We start from the raw sequence: 15,363 nt of genomic DNA on the forward strand, positions 1-15,363 counted from the left end.
CGTTTCTCAAACAAAATTAAGTGGTTGTGTTGCCAAATCCTGGGTGCTGAGCGTGACTCCCAGATTACGATACTGGCGGTATCTGTCCCTGGCCAGGGCCTTGTGTTGCTCATCACCGGCAACAAAATCTATGATCCTGCCAAAGTTTACCGCAAACGCCGGGGCTTCTGTGGCCAGATTGATCAGTATCGGGCGGCGTTGATTGGGCCCCAGCCTGTCAAAGCCGATTTCAACCGGTGCACCGGCGGCAGGGCCTTCCCCTTTGAGGTTGTGGGGCACAAAAGCACTGGGCTCAAACTGCCACAGCAGCTCGTCAATCCCATGGGCCTGAGCCTGATCCTCACAGTGAATATAGAGCCATTCACCCTTGGCATAATGCTGCCCGGCCAACTGACAGGCAAGCAGTTGCAACTGCTCGGCGCTTGGTTGCTGTGCTGCATTCGGCAGCAGATAAAAAGTTGCCTTGCTCATCGCCTGCATCTCACCCCTGCACAGAACACTGGTAGCCATTTGACATAAGAGGAGGATTTTACACCTTTTGGCCAAAGGTTGAAATGGTCAGCGCCATCCAGATAAGGCTCTTGAGCTATCGGGTGACAAGCTACGCCTATATTGCCAAGGGTTGGGAAAGTGTCGATACTCGTTTGACGCTTTTGTTCCGGAGTCAATCATGGAGTTACAACTCTTTCAAGTGGATGCCTTTACCACTGAGCTGTTTGCCGGTAATCCCGCCGGTGTAGTGCTCAATGCCGATGGCTTGAATGAGCGGCAGATGCAAAATATCGCCAGAGAGCTAAATAATTCGGAAACTGCCTTTATTTTTAATACTCCAGGGGCCGATTACGATATCGAAGTCAGGTTTTTTACTCCCACTCAAGAGGTCCCTATCTGTGGCCATGCCACGGTGTCGGCCCACTATGTTTATGCCAAAAGTCGCAGTGTCACAGATGGAACCGTGATTCAAAAGACGGGAGCAGGAAAGCTACCGGTTACCATAGCACCGGAAGAGGGCGATATTTCAGTGCTGATGACTCAGGGAAAGGTAGAGTTTGGCGCCATCTTGAGTGCTGCCCAGGTTGAGTCATTGTTGCTGGGTACCGGCTTGCCTGAAGGGGCCCTGGTGACGGATTTGCCGGTACAGATAGTTTCTACCGGCCACTCCAAAGTGATGGTACCACTCAAGAGTAAAGCGCTGCTCGAGCAGGTCACCTTGGATGAGCCCAAGCTGGTGGCGTTGAGTCGGGAAATTGGTTGCAATGGTTTTTACCTGTTTACACTGGAGTCTGAAGAAGAGGGCGTGCTGGCTGCAGGGCGTATGTTTGCACCTGCCATAGGGATAACAGAGGATCCTGTGACGGGTAATGCCAATGGGCCTTTGGGCGCTTATTTGACTCACTACGGCAGCTTGCCTGCCAGCATGCAGGGCTCGGAGTTTTCCATCGCTCAGGGCGAACAGATGGGCCGCAAGGGATATATGCAGGTGCGGGTCTTTGCCGATAAAGAGACTGTTCACAAAGTTCAAATCAAAGGGCGTGCCCGGATTGTCTTTGAAACCAGGCTTAAGCTGGAGACCTGATCCAAAGCTTTGTTAAAGACGGCGTGAATAGCCTGAATTAAGCCATCAAAATTGGCGGCCCTCTTGGCGTTTATGCTTATAGAGGACCGCAAGTCTTGCTTTGCTGGTTACCGAATGGCCGCAGGACTCAACTTGGTGCAGCCATTAGTTTTTATCACAGCGGCTCGGCAACCTTGATCACCAGCTTGCCGAAGTTTTTACCTTCAAGCAGGCCGATAAAGGCTTGTGGGGCCTGCTCCAGCCCTTCGACCAGTTGCTCCTTGTATTGAATTTTGCCTTGAGACAGCCAGTCACCCATATCCTTGGCAAACTCTTCATATCTGTGACCATAGTCGTCAAAAATGATAAAGCCCTGCATCTTTATCCGCTTCACCAGAATGGTGCTCATCAGCAGTGACAGGCGATCCGGACCGGCCGGTAACTCAGTGGCGTTATATTGAGACACCAAACCACATACGGGGACTCTGGCGCTGGTGTTCAGCAGGGGCAATACGGCATCAAACACCTTGCCGCCGACGTTCTCGAAATAGATGTCTATTCCCTGGTCGCAGACTCGGGCCAACTGCTCGGCGAAGTCCTCGGCCTTGTGATCCAGACACTCATCGAAACCCAGTACTTCTTTGGCGTGGCGACATTTCTCAGCGCCGCCGGCAATACCTATTACCCGGCAGCCCTTGAGTTTACCTATCTGGCCTACAGTAGCGCCAACCGGTCCGGTGGCGGCGGCAACCACCAGAGTTTCTCCCGCTTTGGGCTGGCCAATATCCAGCAGTCCCATATAGGCGGTGAAACCCGGCATGCCCATGACTCCGAGGGCGTATGAAGGGGCAGCCGGCGCTTTGCCGAGTTTCAACAACCCTTCACCGTCCGAAAGGGCATAGTTTTGCCAGCCAGTGTAAGCGAGCACCCACTCACCGACTTCAAAGTCCGGATGACGGGACTCTTCCACCTGGCAAACCGTACCGCCGACCATGATATCGTTCACGGCTACCGGCTCGGCATAGGATTTTGCATCACTCATGCGGCCGCGCATGTATGGATCCAGCGACAGATAGATGGTGCGCAGCAACACCTGGCCGTCACCTGCCACCGGCTTGCTGCTGCTTTCCAGACGGAAGTTGTCTGCATTGGGAGCGCCGCTCGGGCGAGAGGCCAGCACAATGCGCTGATGTGGGTTTTGATTGGCAGTCATAATAGGCTCCATTGGCTTTTATTGCTTAATTAGACCGGTCGTCTAGTTTTTGGTTAAAAAAATCCCGCCACCTGTGTGGCGGGGAGTATCTGTTACTGGCCGCTGTTGTCCAGCCTGCCTGCGAGTATGTTGTCAGTGGTTTGCATTGCCAGATTAAGGGCGTTTTTATCCTGAGTCAGCTTGCTCATCAGGCTGGCCCCCAGCCAGAGGTTGTAAAGTAGCTGCGCCGTCTGGTCACTGTTGCCGACTTTGACAGAGCCATCCCGGTTACCGGCTTCGATACATTCGGCAATGGTGGCAATGATCCGCTTGGCACCTTGCAGCAGCGCCATACGCATCGGCTCAGAGAGATCGGCCACTTCGGCACTTAGCTTTACTACCAAGCACTTTTGCGCGCCACAGACATCGGCGTCGCAGTCCAGCCAGAGTTGCCAGTAGCTTTGCAGCCGTTGTAGCGCCGGAGTGCGCTCATGGCCCAGCAGTGCCTGCAGCTTATCCTGATAATCGTTGAAATAGTCCTTTATCAGGGCTTCACCGAACTGCTCCTTGGATTTGAAGTAGTGGTAGAAGGAGCCCTTGGGGACTTTGGCATGTTGCAGCAGTTGTGACAGGCCAACATTGGAAAAGCCTTTGGTTACGACGAGCTGGTAACCCGTGTCCAGTATGTGTTGGCGTGTGCTTTGTGTCTGTGTGTTCATGGCGGCCAGTATAATTACCATTAGACCAGTCGTCTAGTGGTTTATTTGAACAACGCTTATTTGGATTGGGGCCTAAGTGTCAGAACCAAGTGACTAAGGAAACACGATAGAAAGTAACTGGATTAAAAACAATGAATTAAAGCGTTCAGAGTTAAAGCAAACGGAGCCATGTCGGCGGGAACTGTATTTGCAAACTCAGTTGTGCAAACTCAGCTGTGCAAACTTAGTCTGAAGCCGAGTTTTATGGGGCCGTATTGAGCCACTGCCTTTCAACAGGTCGGTTTACTGCGGCTTCGCTCTGTGGTTTGAGCCGTGGATGAATACCATTTTGCTCAAGCGCCGGTTCTATCGGCGATAATCAAAAGGCGGGGGCGATAATCAAAAGACGGGGAAGGAGCAGGACAAAGGGAAGATTGGCTTTATAAAATAGCCAATGGCATGACCCCACAAAAAGAAAAAGCGAAGCACTGGGCTTCGCTTTTTATTGGCAGGGAGTCAGGCACTTATTCGCCTTGCTCGACTCCGGCGCGGTTCAGTAGGAACTGCGCCAGCATAGGAACCGGACGACCGGTTGAGCCCTTGTTGGCGCCGCTGTTCCAGGCTGTACCCGCTACATCCAGGTGAGCCCAGTGGTACTTCTTGGTAAAGCGCGACAGGAAACAGGCCGCAGTGATAGAACCGGCAGGGCGTCCGCCCAGGTTGGTCATATCGGCAAATGGGCTGTCCAGCATCTCCTGGTACTCATCCCATATCGGCAGGCGCCAGGCGCGGTCACCGCTCTGCTCACCGGCATTGAGCAGCTCACTCGCCAGCGGGTTATGGGCCGAGAACAGACCTGAGGCGTGTTTACCCAGCGCGATAACACAGGCACCTGTCAGAGTGGCGGTATCGACCACCAGTTCAGGGTCGAAGCGCTCCACATAGGTGAGTACATCACAAAGCACCAGACGGCCTTCGGCGTCTGTGTTGAGTACTTCCACGGTTTGGCCGCTCATGGTGGTGAGAATATCACCTGGGCGGTAGGCATTACCGGAAGGCATGTTTTCACAGCCGGCCAGTACCCCAACCACATTGATAGGCAGCTTCATTTCACAGATGGCCTTCATGGTACCCAGTACCCCGGCAGCGCCGCCCATGTCGTATTTCATTTCATCCATGGCTTCGCCCGGCTTGAGCGAGATACCACCTGAGTCAAAGGTCAGACCCTTACCTACAAGCACTATCGGCTTGGCGGTCGTGTCGACGGCGCCTTGATATTCCATCACTGTCATGATGGACTCGTTGGCACTGCCACGGCCCACGGCCAGGTAGGCGTTCATGCCAAGCTTGGCCATCTGCTCTTCACCGACAGTGCTAACCTTCAGGTTCTCATGCACTTCGGCCAGTTGCCGGGCCTGCGAGGCCAGATAAGCCGGGTTACAGATGTTGGGTGGCATATTGGCCACGTCGCGGCACAACTGCATACCGGCAGAAACACCGACACCGTGCTCGATGGCGCGCTCGCCGACCGTCAGTTCACGACGGGTAGGGACATTGAATACCAGTTTGCGCAGCGGGCGGCGGGTCTCGCCCTTGCGGGTCTTGAGTCCATCGAAGCTGTAGAGGGTAGAGCTGGTGGTTTCCACGGCCTGGCGCACTTTCCAATAAGTGTCGCGGCCTTTAACGTGCAGTTCGGTCAGGAAGCAAACGGCTTCCATTGAGCCGGTATCGTTGAGGGTGTTGATCGTCTTGGTGATGATCTGCTTGTATTGGCGCTCGTCTAGTTCTCGTTCTTTTCCGCAACCTACCAGCAGAACCCGCTCACTCAGTACATTGGGTACATGATGCAGGAGCAACATCTGCCCGGGCTTACCTTCCAGATCGCCACGACGCAACAGGTTGCTGATGTAACCTTCACTGATTTTGTCCAGTTGTTCGGCGATGCCGGACAGGCGACGGGGTTCGTAAACACCTACAACTATGCAGGCCGAGCGCTGTTTTTCGGGGCTGCCGCTCTTTACGCTAAACTCCATGAGCTCTCCTAGATTCTTTTAAAGACAAACTTTTTTATTTATTGGATAATGTCTGCTTGTGCCGCCCAAAGGCGGAAAATTTCCTGCAGCAGGGGGCTGGTTTGGCTGACAAGAATCATACGCCTGAAACAACCAAAATGCCGCCTGTTATGGTCAGAAAACTATCAAAAGTAGACAGTCTACATGAAAGTAACACTGACACCAGCAAAAAGATAAGTTTGGATACCGGATTCAGCCTGTGATTGTATTTAGATACTTGATCCGCGAAGTTTTGAAGGCACAAATAGCGGTGCTTTCAGTCTTGTTAGCTATTTTTATCAGCCAGCAATTTGTCCGCATCCTGGCCGATGCCTCCGATGGCGAATTTCCCGCTTCCCTGGTGATGACACTGATAGGCCTCAATCTGCCCGAACTGGCGGTGCTTATCCTGCCCCTGAGTCTGTTTCTGGGGATCTTGCTCGCCCATGGCCGCATGTATGCAGAAAACGAGATGGTGGTCTTTCACGGGGTCGGCATCAGCGAATGGTATGTCACCCGGGTAACCCTGATCCTGGCGTTGCTCAACAGCCTGTTTACCGGTTATCTGGCGCTTTATGTCGCGCCTTGGGCGCAGGACAAACAGCACACGGTTTTGGAAAAGGCTCAGTCAGAGGCCGGGCTTGCCGCCCTGGTTCAGGGACGTTTTCAAACCAGTGCCAATGGCCGGGCTGTGCTCTTTGTTGAAAAAATCAGTAAAGACAACGAACTGGAAAAAGTCTTTGTGGCCCAGCTTCCCGATGCGGAAGACGAAAGTGGCGTTACCAACCTGGTAGTGGCCCATGGTGGCCGGGTGGTGGAAGACGCAACCGGTGGTCAGCGGCTCAAGCTCGATGATGGCGTGCGTTATCAGGGAGCCCCGAACCGGGTGGATTACCAGGTGATTGAGTTCGGCGGCTATCAGATGCAGCTCAAAGAGCAGGAAGTGGATGAGAGGGATCGTAAGTTATCTGCCGTGCCTTTCAAGGAACTGCTCAATACGCCGGGGCCGGAAGCCGTGGCAGAATTTCACTGGCGACTGGCTATTCCGCTGGCGATCCCCTTGATGACGCTGATTGCGGTGCCGCTGGCGCGGGTTAATGTGCGTCAGGGCAAGTTTGCCAAGGTGTTCCCGGCGGTATTGCTCTATCTTGGCTATTTCGGCTTGATGGTCGCCGGGCGCAAGGCACTGCAGGATGAGGTGATCCCGGCCTGGCTGGGGATGTGGTGGATCCATGCCTCGGCATTGGTGATGGGCATCTTGCTGATAGGTAAGGGCAGACCTTTGGGCACTCGCCTGACCGGCCTGTTCAAACGCCGGGGGGCCGCAGCATGAAGATACTGGACTGGTATATTGCCAGAGTACTGCTCAGCACCTCTGCCCTGTGTCTGCTGATTTTGACCGGGCTTTCCGGGATCATCAAATGGGTCGATCAGCTGCGTCTGGTGGGCCGGGGCAGCTACACCATGATGGATGCCGCAGTCTATGTGCTGTTTTTGATCCCAAGAGATGTGGAGATGTTCTTCCCCATGGCCGTGCTGCTTGGGGCCCTCATCGGTATGGGCATGCTGGCCTCCAACTCTGAACTGATAGTGATGCAGGCCTCCGGCATGTCACGGCTGCAGATCACCCTGTCGGCGATGAAGACGGCGGTCCCTTTGATGCTGTTGGTGATGGTACTGGGTGAATGGGGCGCACCGGTGGCGGAGCAGAAGGCCTATGAGCTTAAGACCAACAAGATCTCCGGCGGTAACCTGATTAAGTCCCACCGCGGGATTTGGGCCAGAGACGGAAACCTGTTCGTCAACATCGGCGAGATTGAAGATGTGACCCGTCTTGGCAATATTACCCTCTACGAGTTTGACTCAGAGCAGAAGTTGGCCAGTGTGGTGCACGCCGAGCAGGCGATCTACACCAAGGAATATTGGCGTTTATTGGAGGTTCGCCGCACTGTGTTCAAAAATGAGCAAGTGGTGCTGGATAACCTCAAGGAAGACAGATGGCCCTCCAGTTTGACACCGGACAAGCTGAGCGTGGTGTCGGTTAAACCCGATGCCCTGTCTATCCGTGGTTTGGTCGGTTATCTCGATTATCTGAAGAACAACAATCAGGACGCCAGTCGCTATGAGTTGGCATTGTGGCGTAAGGTGATGCAACCCATCACAGTGGCTGTGATGATGCTGGTGGCGCTCTCTTTTGTGTTCGGGCCGCTGCGAACCGTCACCATGGGGGCCAGGGTATTACTCGGGGTGATAGCCGGCTTTACCTTCTATATCTGTAATGAGATCTTCGGCCCCATGAGCATAGTCTATGAGCTGCCGGCCTTGATGGGCGCCATGATGCCGAGTGTGCTGTTTACCGGCGCGGCTATCTACTATATCCGCCGCTGAGGACGCTGAGGATTGAAGGCTTGAGAGTAAAGCCGCTGCGGTTTAAAGCCTCCATTGCCTGTTAACTCTATGAAAAAGCCCTGTCACTGACAGGGCTTTTTGCTGTGGTTTGCGTATTGGGCGCGGGTCTAAAAGGTTTATGACAGCCGCTTACTCTAATGTCATCGCAATCGGTATGATTTAGGCTTAGAGTCAGTTCAGTAGTTCATGTTCAGTAGCTCATGCCCAGTACTTCAGGCTCCGTGCCAGTTACGCAGTGAGTTGGCTTCTTTACTGAGAAGCACCACTTCTGAGCGGGTCATGCTGTCCTGCAGTGCCAGTTTGTCACCATTGAACAGGATCCACAGGTTGCCTATTCCCAACAAGGACCAAACTACCCGTGCCAGCGCGGTAATAAAACTCAGGTTTTGGCCGTTGGGATGCTGCACCTTGAGGCGCCAGGCGCGCATGCCCAGAGTCTGGCCGCCCTTGGACCAGAACAGGGCGTAGAAACCGGCCACACAGCAGGCCAGCCACAGCTGGTAGATGCCGTGATAGAGGCTGTTGCCATTGAGCAGATCCGAAACATGTTCATAGTTCCCCATGGGAATGAGGCCGGAGGCGGTAAGGCCGGTAAAGATCCCAAACCCTATGGCGCCGGCAAACATGTAGACGGCTACCGCCAGCAGCAGATCATAAACGGCGGCACCGAGGCGCTTGAAAAAGCCGGCTCGGGGAAAATTGGCGTGCTCTGGATTTATCATGGCTTAACCCTCTTTTAGGCAGGTATTAACCCTGCTCTTCTTCTTTGACAAAGTGGATATGACGAAATCCCATACGGGCGAATTCACTGGTGCGATAGCTCTTCAGGGCGCCACCGCCTTTGGCTGTCATGGTGACTTGCTGCTCCATCGCCAGAAAACGGCTGAGATCTATTCCCTCGGCGGCGGCAACAGCCTCGTACATGTCGTGGTATTTGTCATAGGCAAAGTTGATCACTTTCGCGACCCCCTTGTATTCATAGGCGACCTGACGTGCCATCTTGTGTCCTCATTTAAAGCAGTGGGCTCAAGCGAACTTACTGCGAAATATAAAATAAACGGCGCCGAGCATACATAACCCGGCCCAGAGATAGTCCAGTTTCAGTGGTTCTTTAAGGTAATAGAATGAAAAAGGAACAAACAGACTCAGGGTGATGACTTCCTGAAGTATCTTGAGCTGGCCCACATTCATCACACTATAACCAATACGGTTGGCCGGTACCTGCAAAAGATATTCGAACAGGGCTATGCCCCAACTGACCAAAGCGGCAATGATCCAGGGTTTACCTGAAAGGGACTTGAGGTGGCCGTACCAGGCAAAGGTCATAAAGATATTGCTCAGGCATAACAAGCCTATGGTGATGAGTGTGGGTTGCATCTGTCAGCGGGCTACCGGATAGACCATATAACTGGCGTCATCTGTATAGGTGGCCAGCGATTTTTCGATACGCTTGTGGTTAAAGCCGAGCTTTTCCCAGTAACCACAGGCGCCTTGTACTGCAACCAGTGACAAGGAACCCAGGCGCAGTTTTTCCGCCTGAAGCTTGAGGGTATCAAACAGTTTGCGTCCGGCGCCGAATCCCTGAGCCCTGTTGCTGATGGCAATATCATGCAGATAAAGGGTGTCGGCCTTGGGCAGTGTGGTAATCGCCTTGTACAGTGGCGGAGGGGTGTCTTCGGTCCAGGGATGAGCCAGACAATAGCCTACCACCTGTTCACTCTTTTCAAGGACATAGCAGGTTTGCGGTGATGCCTGCCACTTGCTCTTGAGTACATGTAAAGGTTCGGGGGCCAGAGCGTGGTAGCACTCTGCTTGAATTTCGCCTATGGCTTGCCAGTCATCCTGGCTAATGGCGCGTATCAACATCTGAATTCACTTTCTCTTTTCAGTTACTTCGTAGAAACGCGCCATTATACCATTTTTGCAGATAAATTAATCCAGATAGCGCTGCTGCAGATGGCGCTGCAGGAAGCCGGGATCCAGACTATGCCCTGTGGCGCTGCGGATCAGTTCATCGGTTTCCAGCAGGCACCCCTTGGACCAGATCCTTTCATCCAGCCAGTCGCAAATCTGCCCCAGCTTATCCTGGCTAAGCAGGGCTTCAATGGGGCCCAACTCGGCTTCCATGGCAAATCTCAGCTGGGCGGCATACATGGCCCCCAAGGTGTAGCTGGGGAAATATCCCAGTTCGCCCAAGGTCCAGTGAATATCCTGCATGCAACCATCTTTATAATTGCCGACAGTACTCAGCCCCAGATATTGCTGCATCTTTTGATCCCAGAAATCGGGTAGGTCTTTCACTTCCAGGCTGCCGTCGATAAAGGCCTGCTCGGCTTCAAAACGCAGCAGTATGTGCGCCGGATAGGTGACTTCATCGGCATCGACCCGGATAAGACCCGGCTTGACCCGGGTGATATTGTCGACCAGTTCATGGGCCGATACCGGGCAGTCGAGATGTCGGCGAATTCTCGGATAGAGCTTGCTGATAAAGGCGCGGCTGCCGCCGAGTTGCATCTCAAAAAACAGGCTTTGACTCTCGTGGATCCCCATGGAGCGAGACATTCCGGCAGGTTGTCCTCGCCAATCCTTTGGCAGCGCCTGCTCGTAACGGGCATGACCCGTTTCGTGAATAGTGGAGGTGAGGGCAGCGATAAAGTCATCTTCCGTGTAGCGACTGGTGAGGCGGATATCACCGGGCACGCCACCGCAAAATGGGTGCGAGCTGACATCCAAACGCCCTTGGTTGAAATCAAATCCCAGATATTGCATTACCTCCCGTCCCAGCAGCTTTTGGTCTGCTATCGGGTAGTCGCCGGCGCTGCTCTTGTAACTCTGGTGTAGCTGCTTGTGCTTCACTTTTTGGATAAGCTCGGGCAACCAGTCCCGCACTGCCCCAAGCGTGGTCTCCAGCCGCTCACATGTCATGCCGGGTTCAAATCTGTCCAGCAGGGCATCGTAACCGGCCTTGCCAGTGTGCGCCGAGCGAGCCTGGGCTTCTTCTCGCACCAAGGCGATTACCGCTTCAAGATTGGGGCGAAACCCTTGCCAATCGTTGTTATGTCGCTGTTCGCGCCATTGGTTTTCACAGCGATAACCCGCCAGCGTCTTGGCCTGCACCAAGTCCCCCGGCACGGCTATAGCTTGAGCATAGTGCCAGCGCATCTCTCTGAGGTTGGCTTGCTGCTCGATACTGAGTTCGGCGGCCTTGGCTTCGGCGCTATCCAGCCATTCGGCAAGCCGGGGGGCGGTTTTCAAGCTGTGAATGTGTAATGCCAACTCGGCCATCGCCTCGGAGCGGGCCTCGCTGCCGCCCATGGGCATCATGGTGGCTTGGTCCCAGTCCCCCAGGGCACTGAAATGCTCAAAGTGGCTGATGGTACGAAAGTGCTGGCAAAGTTGCTGATATTCGGTTTTGGCTGTCATGGTGTGCTCTGGAATGTCTGGCATTCATCAAAGAATAACTGCCCCTATGCTAACCAAGCCAAGGGACGATACTCAAGCAGTTTTCAGTAGGCTTTACTCATGCGTAGATTGATTAACATAATGTTTTGTAACAAAAAATAAAGGTGTGGCACTAATTGGGTTATTCCCTGTTGCCGATATTGAGCCGGCAGTTTGCGACTTAAGGTTAACTAAGCCTGGTTAAGCCTTAAGCGTTGCGATGGCAGTATCAAACCTTCTGGATTTGAGCCTTAGTGTGAACTGCTTCCGATTTCTGACGTCAAATGCAGATAAAAGCTATTGGAGTCCAAGCTTGCCTGGAGGTAAACTCAGGAATTACCTGAATTTAACAGGCATATATGGAATGTTGGCGACCGGGAGCGGTCGTCGCCCACAAGGAGGAATCCTGTGCTGGACTTTTTTCTGGCCCAGTCCAATCTGCCCTATGCTGTAGCCTTGGCAATAGTGGCACTGCTTGGAGTGATAGAGGGACTCACATTAATCGCGGGTATCAGCCTGATGGCCGCCATGGATGACTGGCTTCCCGATGCCGATCTTGATACTGACCTGCCTCAGGGCGGACTGACAGCGCTGGCCGGTTGGCTCTGCCTGGATAGGCTGCCTGTGCTTATCTGGTTTGTGCTGGCGCTGGGATGTTTCAGTATTACGGGCTACCTGCTTAACTATTTTTCCTGGCTGCTGACCTCGGCCCTGTTGCCACAAGTGTTTTCTTTGCTGCTGGCCTTGCCGTTGGCGGCGGTTGCCTGCCATTTCCTCGGTAGGCAGTTGGCTCGAATTCTTCCCAAAAATGAATCCAGTGCCGTCTCAATCGAAGATCTCAGCGGCAGCGTCGGCACTGTGACACTCGGCTGTGCCATCAAGGGAAATCCCAGCGAGGCTGTGGTTCAGGATCAGTACCGTCAGAAACACTATGTCCTGGTCGAGCCCGAAGACGAAGACACCGAATTCCCGGCAGGGGTGCAAGTGGTGCTGCTAAGACGCAGCGGCCGCGTGTGGTCTGCCACCCGTTTTGAACAATAATCTAACCAAAGAAGGAAACAACAGGAATGGAAACCATCCCGGGTTTAAATACCAGTGGCACCAGTATGTTGCTGTTTACCGCAGGCGCAGTAGTGCTCTGCCTGTTGGTGATAGGGTTTATTTTTGCCAAGCTCTATTGCCGCGCTACCAAAGAGATGGCCTTTGTGCGCACGGGTTTCGGTGGTGAAAAGGTAGTCAAAGATGGCGGCGCCATTGTCCTGCCGGTACTGCATGAAATTATTCACGTCAATATGAACACCCTGCGCATCGAGGTGGGCAAGACCCAAAAAGATGCCCTGATCACCAAAGACAGGATGCGGGTGGACGTCAAGGCCGACTTTTACTTGAGGGTGGCCCCCAATGCCGAAGGTATCTCCATGGCGGCCCAGACATTGGGCGGTCGCACCAATAGGGTGGAAGAGCTCAAGAAGCTGATGGAGTCCAAGTTTGTTGACGTGCTGCGCGCCGTGGCTGCCGAAATGAACATGACAGAGATGCACGAACAGCGGGCCGACTTTGTACAGCGGGTGCAGAACAACGTTGCCAATGATCTCGAGAAAAACGGTCTGGAACTGGAGTCGGTTTCTCTGACAGGTTTTGACCAGACAGAGCTGGAGTTCTTCAATGAGAACAACGCCTTCGACGCCGAAGGTCGTGCCAGACTCGCCAAGATCATCGAAGAAAAGCGCAAAGAAACCAACGATATTCAGCAGGACAACCGGATCCAGATTGAGCTGCGTAACCTGGAAGCCGAAAAAGAGTCACTGAACATTGAAAAGGCCGAAGAGGAAGCACGTCTGATCCAGCAGCAGGCACTGGAGTTCAAGCGCGCTGAACAAAAGGCCGAGATCATCAAGCAGAAAGAGCAAAAGCAGCGTGAGGAGCGGGAGGCGGAAATCGCCAAGGAACGCGCCATCGAGTCGGCGGAAATTGAAAAGACCAAAGACATAGAAACCCGCGAGATTGAAAAGCGTAAGCAAATTGAGCAGGCCAGAATTCAACAGCTGCGAGATATCGAAGTCTCCGAACAGGAGAAACAGATTGCGGTTGCCGCCAAGTCGGAAGAGGAATCTGCCGCCAGAGCCCGCGCCGCCGAGGCCGAAAAGCTCAAGGTTGAAAAAGAGGAAGCGGTAATCACAGTGCGTCAGGTAGCTGAGGCCAATCGTCGCAAAGAGATTGAAGTTATCGACGCCCGTAAAGAGGCGGAGCGGGAAGCCGTTGGGGTTACAGTTCAGGCTGAAGCCGAGAAACGCGCCGCCGAAGATAGATCCATAGCGATACTGACCGAAGCCCGCGCCAGTGCCGATGCCAAGATGCTCAAGGCCGAGGCCGATGAGAAGGTGTATGCGGTGGAAGCGGCCGGTAAACAGGCACTGCACGAAGCCGAGAACGTGTTGCGTGACGAGCAAGTTGCCCTGCAGCGCTCACTGGCGATCCTCAAAGTTCTGCCGGAAATCGTCGCCAATGCGGTTAAACCGCTGGAAAACATCGAAGGCATCAAGATCCTTCAAGGCTATGGCAGCGGCGTAACCGGCCAACTGGGGACTGCTTCTGATGGCACCGGTGTCAAGGGCGGCATTGCCGAGCAGGTTACCAGTGCGGCGCTCAACTACCGTGCCAACGCGCCTGTGGTCGATGCCATGCTTAGAGAGTTGGGGCTGGTAGATGCCGAGAAGGGTGGCCTGAATGATCTGCTGAGCGGCAACAACATGCTCACCCATGAAGCGTTGCAAATCGCCCGGGATACCAAGGCCAGTGCCGAGCCCAAAGTGGAGACGGTAAAGCCTGTCAGCCAAAACAATGTGGCCTATGAAGTGACTTTGGATATAGATAAGCCTGAGCAACCGAGAAACGCTTAAGCCCGGTTGTACTCATCAATGCCCTCCAATAGGAGGGCATTTTCTTATCAGGCATAGCTTGTTCTTATCAGGTATAGCTTCTTCTTATCAGGCATTGCCTCGGAAAATTTGTTTTCAATTCGCCAAACCAGGTTCGGCTACGCCAATATGCAAATAACGCCTAATGGCGGTTTCGAGCGGGAGTTGGTGCAATTCTGTGAGAATGTAGCCGCTTGAAACATCCGTAGTGTCTGCAGACATACACCTCATTTCCAGGCAAAGGCGGAACTGTGACCGTCGAAAACAGGGCCGAATTTTGTTCCAGACAAATTCGGCATTTCCTACGTCCCTGTAGGTCAGATGTTTTCGTCGAGGCTACATGGACGTATTCACAACAACTTTCCTGTTTAACGGCCAGCTCACCATCCCTGGTTCGCGCTCGAAAGCATGTTGCTGTGCAACTCTCGCCGAGTCACAGGATCGCCTGTGCATAAGCCTGCGGCAGGCAATGGGAGACGTCCGTTGCTGGAAGCCCAATTAATGTTATTTGGTTATTTTGAACTGAAAGCTATGATAGCCGCTGTTCCAGCGGCGTAAAGTCGTGGAGCTTCGCCCCACACCCGACCAAGAAGGGATCAACAGCAATCCCCTCTTGGATCTCCCTTGCCGCCCCTACACGGTGTCGAAAGCCCCTCAGCCTAATGGCGCAAATAACTATCGCTTCAGACGCTCATCCCTGATTCGACTGTCGCTGCTTCGGCATCCATGCCTCAGCCACGTTATTTGCGCCAACGGCTTTCGGCGACACCGAGGGGGAATTGGTGCAATTCTGTTAGTACCGAGTAGCTTGAAATATCTGAAGTGCTTGCAGACATACACCTATTTTCCAGGCACAGGTGGAACTGTGACCTTCCGAGCCAGGGATGGCGAGGCAGAGCTTACAAGGATGATGGGATGGACACCTCTTGTTAAGAAGGCGTCATTAGCGCCATATTGAATTTGCACATTCAAACAACAAAAGGTGTCCTGACATGAACGTTACACTAATTGGAATTGATCTCGCAAAAAATATCTTTCAGGTCTGTGGTGTTAATCAGGCGGGGAAATCTGTCTTTAATCGTGCGGTAAAACGGTCTCA

14 protein-coding genes and 1 pseudogene are annotated in these 15,363 nt (G+C 53.5%); 6 read left to right on the forward strand and 9 right to left on the reverse strand.

The features are described from left to right. Positions 1-6: 6 nt before the first annotated feature. The gene (locus ACF8D4_RS03365) at positions 7-471 is read right to left on the reverse strand and encodes a DNA polymerase III subunit chi (protein ID WP_208169999.1); all 465 of its coding nucleotides are present in this window, start codon (positions 469-471) and stop codon (positions 7-9) included. 199 nt (positions 472-670) lie between these two features. On the opposite strand from ACF8D4_RS03365, the gene ACF8D4_RS03370 reads away from it, so the two are divergent. Continuing rightward, on the forward strand, positions 671-1,576 hold the full coding sequence (locus ACF8D4_RS03370) for a PhzF family isomerase (RefSeq protein ID WP_208129136.1): 906 nt from the start codon (positions 671-673) through the stop codon (positions 1,574-1,576). Positions 1,577-1,730: 154 nt separating this feature from the next. Here the strand turns inward: ACF8D4_RS03370 and ACF8D4_RS03375 are convergent, their stop codons facing one another. From ACF8D4_RS03375 to pepA, 3 genes are all read right to left on the reverse strand, one after another. Further along, the gene (locus tag ACF8D4_RS03375) at positions 1,731-2,768 is read right to left on the reverse strand and encodes an NADP-dependent oxidoreductase (RefSeq protein WP_071237081.1); all 1,038 of its coding nucleotides are present in this window, start codon (positions 2,766-2,768) and stop codon (positions 1,731-1,733) included. A 92-nt stretch (positions 2,769-2,860) separates the two neighbouring features. Further along, on the reverse strand, positions 2,861-3,466 hold the full coding sequence (locus tag ACF8D4_RS03380) for a TetR/AcrR family transcriptional regulator (RefSeq protein ID WP_071237080.1): 606 nt from the start codon (positions 3,464-3,466) through the stop codon (positions 2,861-2,863). A gap of 503 nt (positions 3,467-3,969) precedes the next feature. Continuing rightward, positions 3,970-5,478, reverse strand: coding sequence for a leucyl aminopeptidase (pepA, locus tag ACF8D4_RS03385; RefSeq protein WP_028781604.1), 1,509 nt, complete (start codon positions 5,476-5,478; stop codon positions 3,970-3,972). A gap of 238 nt (positions 5,479-5,716) precedes the next feature. Between pepA and lptF the strand changes: the two genes are divergently transcribed. Together lptF and lptG are read left to right on the forward strand one after the other, a co-directional pair. Next, entirely contained in the window at positions 5,717-6,829 is a 1,113-nt protein-coding gene (gene lptF / locus ACF8D4_RS03390) for an LPS export ABC transporter permease LptF (protein ID WP_025011394.1), read from the forward strand. Continuing rightward, the gene (gene lptG / locus ACF8D4_RS03395; protein ID WP_025889279.1) at positions 6,826-7,884 is read left to right on the forward strand and encodes an LPS export ABC transporter permease LptG; all 1,059 of its coding nucleotides are present in this window, start codon (positions 6,826-6,828) and stop codon (positions 7,882-7,884) included. Before lptF ends, lptG begins: the two co-directional genes overlap by 4 nt. 233 nt (positions 7,885-8,117) lie before the next feature. Here lptG and ACF8D4_RS03400 read toward each other — a convergent pair whose 3' ends face one another. The 5 genes from ACF8D4_RS03400 to ACF8D4_RS03420 all read right to left on the reverse strand — a co-directional run bounded on the left by ACF8D4_RS03400 (position 8,118) and on the right by ACF8D4_RS03420 (position 11,328). Beyond that, a complete protein-coding gene (locus ACF8D4_RS03400) occupies positions 8,118-8,627 on the reverse strand; it encodes an RDD family protein (protein ID WP_071237031.1) in 510 nt (169 codons plus the stop codon). A 25-nt stretch (positions 8,628-8,652) separates the two neighbouring features. Next, on the reverse strand, positions 8,653-8,904 hold the full coding sequence (locus ACF8D4_RS03405) for a DUF2960 domain-containing protein (RefSeq protein ID WP_392466288.1): 252 nt from the start codon (positions 8,902-8,904) through the stop codon (positions 8,653-8,655). A 27-nt stretch (positions 8,905-8,931) separates the two neighbouring features. After that, on the reverse strand, positions 8,932-9,282 hold the full coding sequence (locus tag ACF8D4_RS03410) for a DMT family protein (RefSeq protein WP_025889282.1): 351 nt from the start codon (positions 9,280-9,282) through the stop codon (positions 8,932-8,934). Positions 9,283-9,285: 3 nt separating this feature from the next. Then, a complete protein-coding gene (locus ACF8D4_RS03415) occupies positions 9,286-9,771 on the reverse strand; it encodes a GNAT family N-acetyltransferase (RefSeq protein ID WP_025889284.1) in 486 nt (161 codons plus the stop codon). A 66-nt stretch (positions 9,772-9,837) separates the two neighbouring features. Beyond that, complete coding sequence (locus tag ACF8D4_RS03420; RefSeq protein ID WP_392466285.1) at positions 9,838-11,328, reverse strand: carboxypeptidase M32; 1,491 nt, start codon at positions 11,326-11,328, stop codon at positions 9,838-9,840. A 426-nt stretch (positions 11,329-11,754) separates the two neighbouring features. Between ACF8D4_RS03420 and ACF8D4_RS03425 the strand changes: the two genes are divergently transcribed. From ACF8D4_RS03425 to ACF8D4_RS03435, 3 genes and pseudogenes are all read left to right on the forward strand, one after another. Further along, a complete protein-coding gene (locus tag ACF8D4_RS03425) occupies positions 11,755-12,387 on the forward strand; it encodes a YqiJ family protein (protein WP_044735026.1) in 633 nt (210 codons plus the stop codon). A gap of 26 nt (positions 12,388-12,413) precedes the next feature. Continuing rightward, entirely contained in the window at positions 12,414-14,246 is a 1,833-nt protein-coding gene (locus tag ACF8D4_RS03430; protein WP_083390188.1) for a flotillin family protein, read from the forward strand. A 1,010-nt stretch (positions 14,247-15,256) separates the two neighbouring features. Further along, positions 15,257-15,363, forward strand: a pseudogene (locus ACF8D4_RS03435) (IS110 family transposase); the annotation flags it as partial.

Source organism: Shewanella sp. YQ_9 (genome assembly GCF_043103185.1).
GTDB classification, from domain to species: domain Bacteria; phylum Pseudomonadota; class Gammaproteobacteria; order Enterobacterales; family Shewanellaceae; genus Shewanella; species Shewanella algae.

Coding starts and splice junctions, on each gene's coding strand:
- ACF8D4_RS03365 (WP_208169999.1), bottom strand. CDS start 471: ATGAGCAAGGCAACTTTTTATCTGCTGCCGAATGCAGCACAGCAACCA.
- lptG (WP_025889279.1), top strand. CDS start 6,826: ATGAAGATACTGGACTGGTATATTGCCAGAGTACTGCTCAGCACCTCT.
- ACF8D4_RS03380 (WP_071237080.1), bottom strand. CDS start 3,466: ATGAACACACAGACACAAAGCACACGCCAACACATACTGGACACGGGT.
- ACF8D4_RS03430 (WP_083390188.1), top strand. CDS start 12,414: ATGGAAACCATCCCGGGTTTAAATACCAGTGGCACCAGTATGTTGCTG.
- ACF8D4_RS03410 (WP_025889282.1), bottom strand. CDS start 9,282: ATGCAACCCACACTCATCACCATAGGCTTGTTATGCCTGAGCAATATC.
- pepA (WP_028781604.1), bottom strand. CDS start 5,478: ATGGAGTTTAGCGTAAAGAGCGGCAGCCCCGAAAAACAGCGCTCGGCC.
- ACF8D4_RS03405 (WP_392466288.1), bottom strand. CDS start 8,904: ATGGCACGTCAGGTCGCCTATGAATACAAGGGGGTCGCGAAAGTGATC.
- ACF8D4_RS03370 (WP_208129136.1), top strand. CDS start 671: ATGGAGTTACAACTCTTTCAAGTGGATGCCTTTACCACTGAGCTGTTT.
- ACF8D4_RS03375 (WP_071237081.1), bottom strand. CDS start 2,768: ATGACTGCCAATCAAAACCCACATCAGCGCATTGTGCTGGCCTCTCGC.
- ACF8D4_RS03415 (WP_025889284.1), bottom strand. CDS start 9,771: ATGTTGATACGCGCCATTAGCCAGGATGACTGGCAAGCCATAGGCGAA.
- ACF8D4_RS03420 (WP_392466285.1), bottom strand. CDS start 11,328: ATGACAGCCAAAACCGAATATCAGCAACTTTGCCAGCACTTTCGTACC.
- ACF8D4_RS03400 (WP_071237031.1), bottom strand. CDS start 8,627: ATGATAAATCCAGAGCACGCCAATTTTCCCCGAGCCGGCTTTTTCAAG.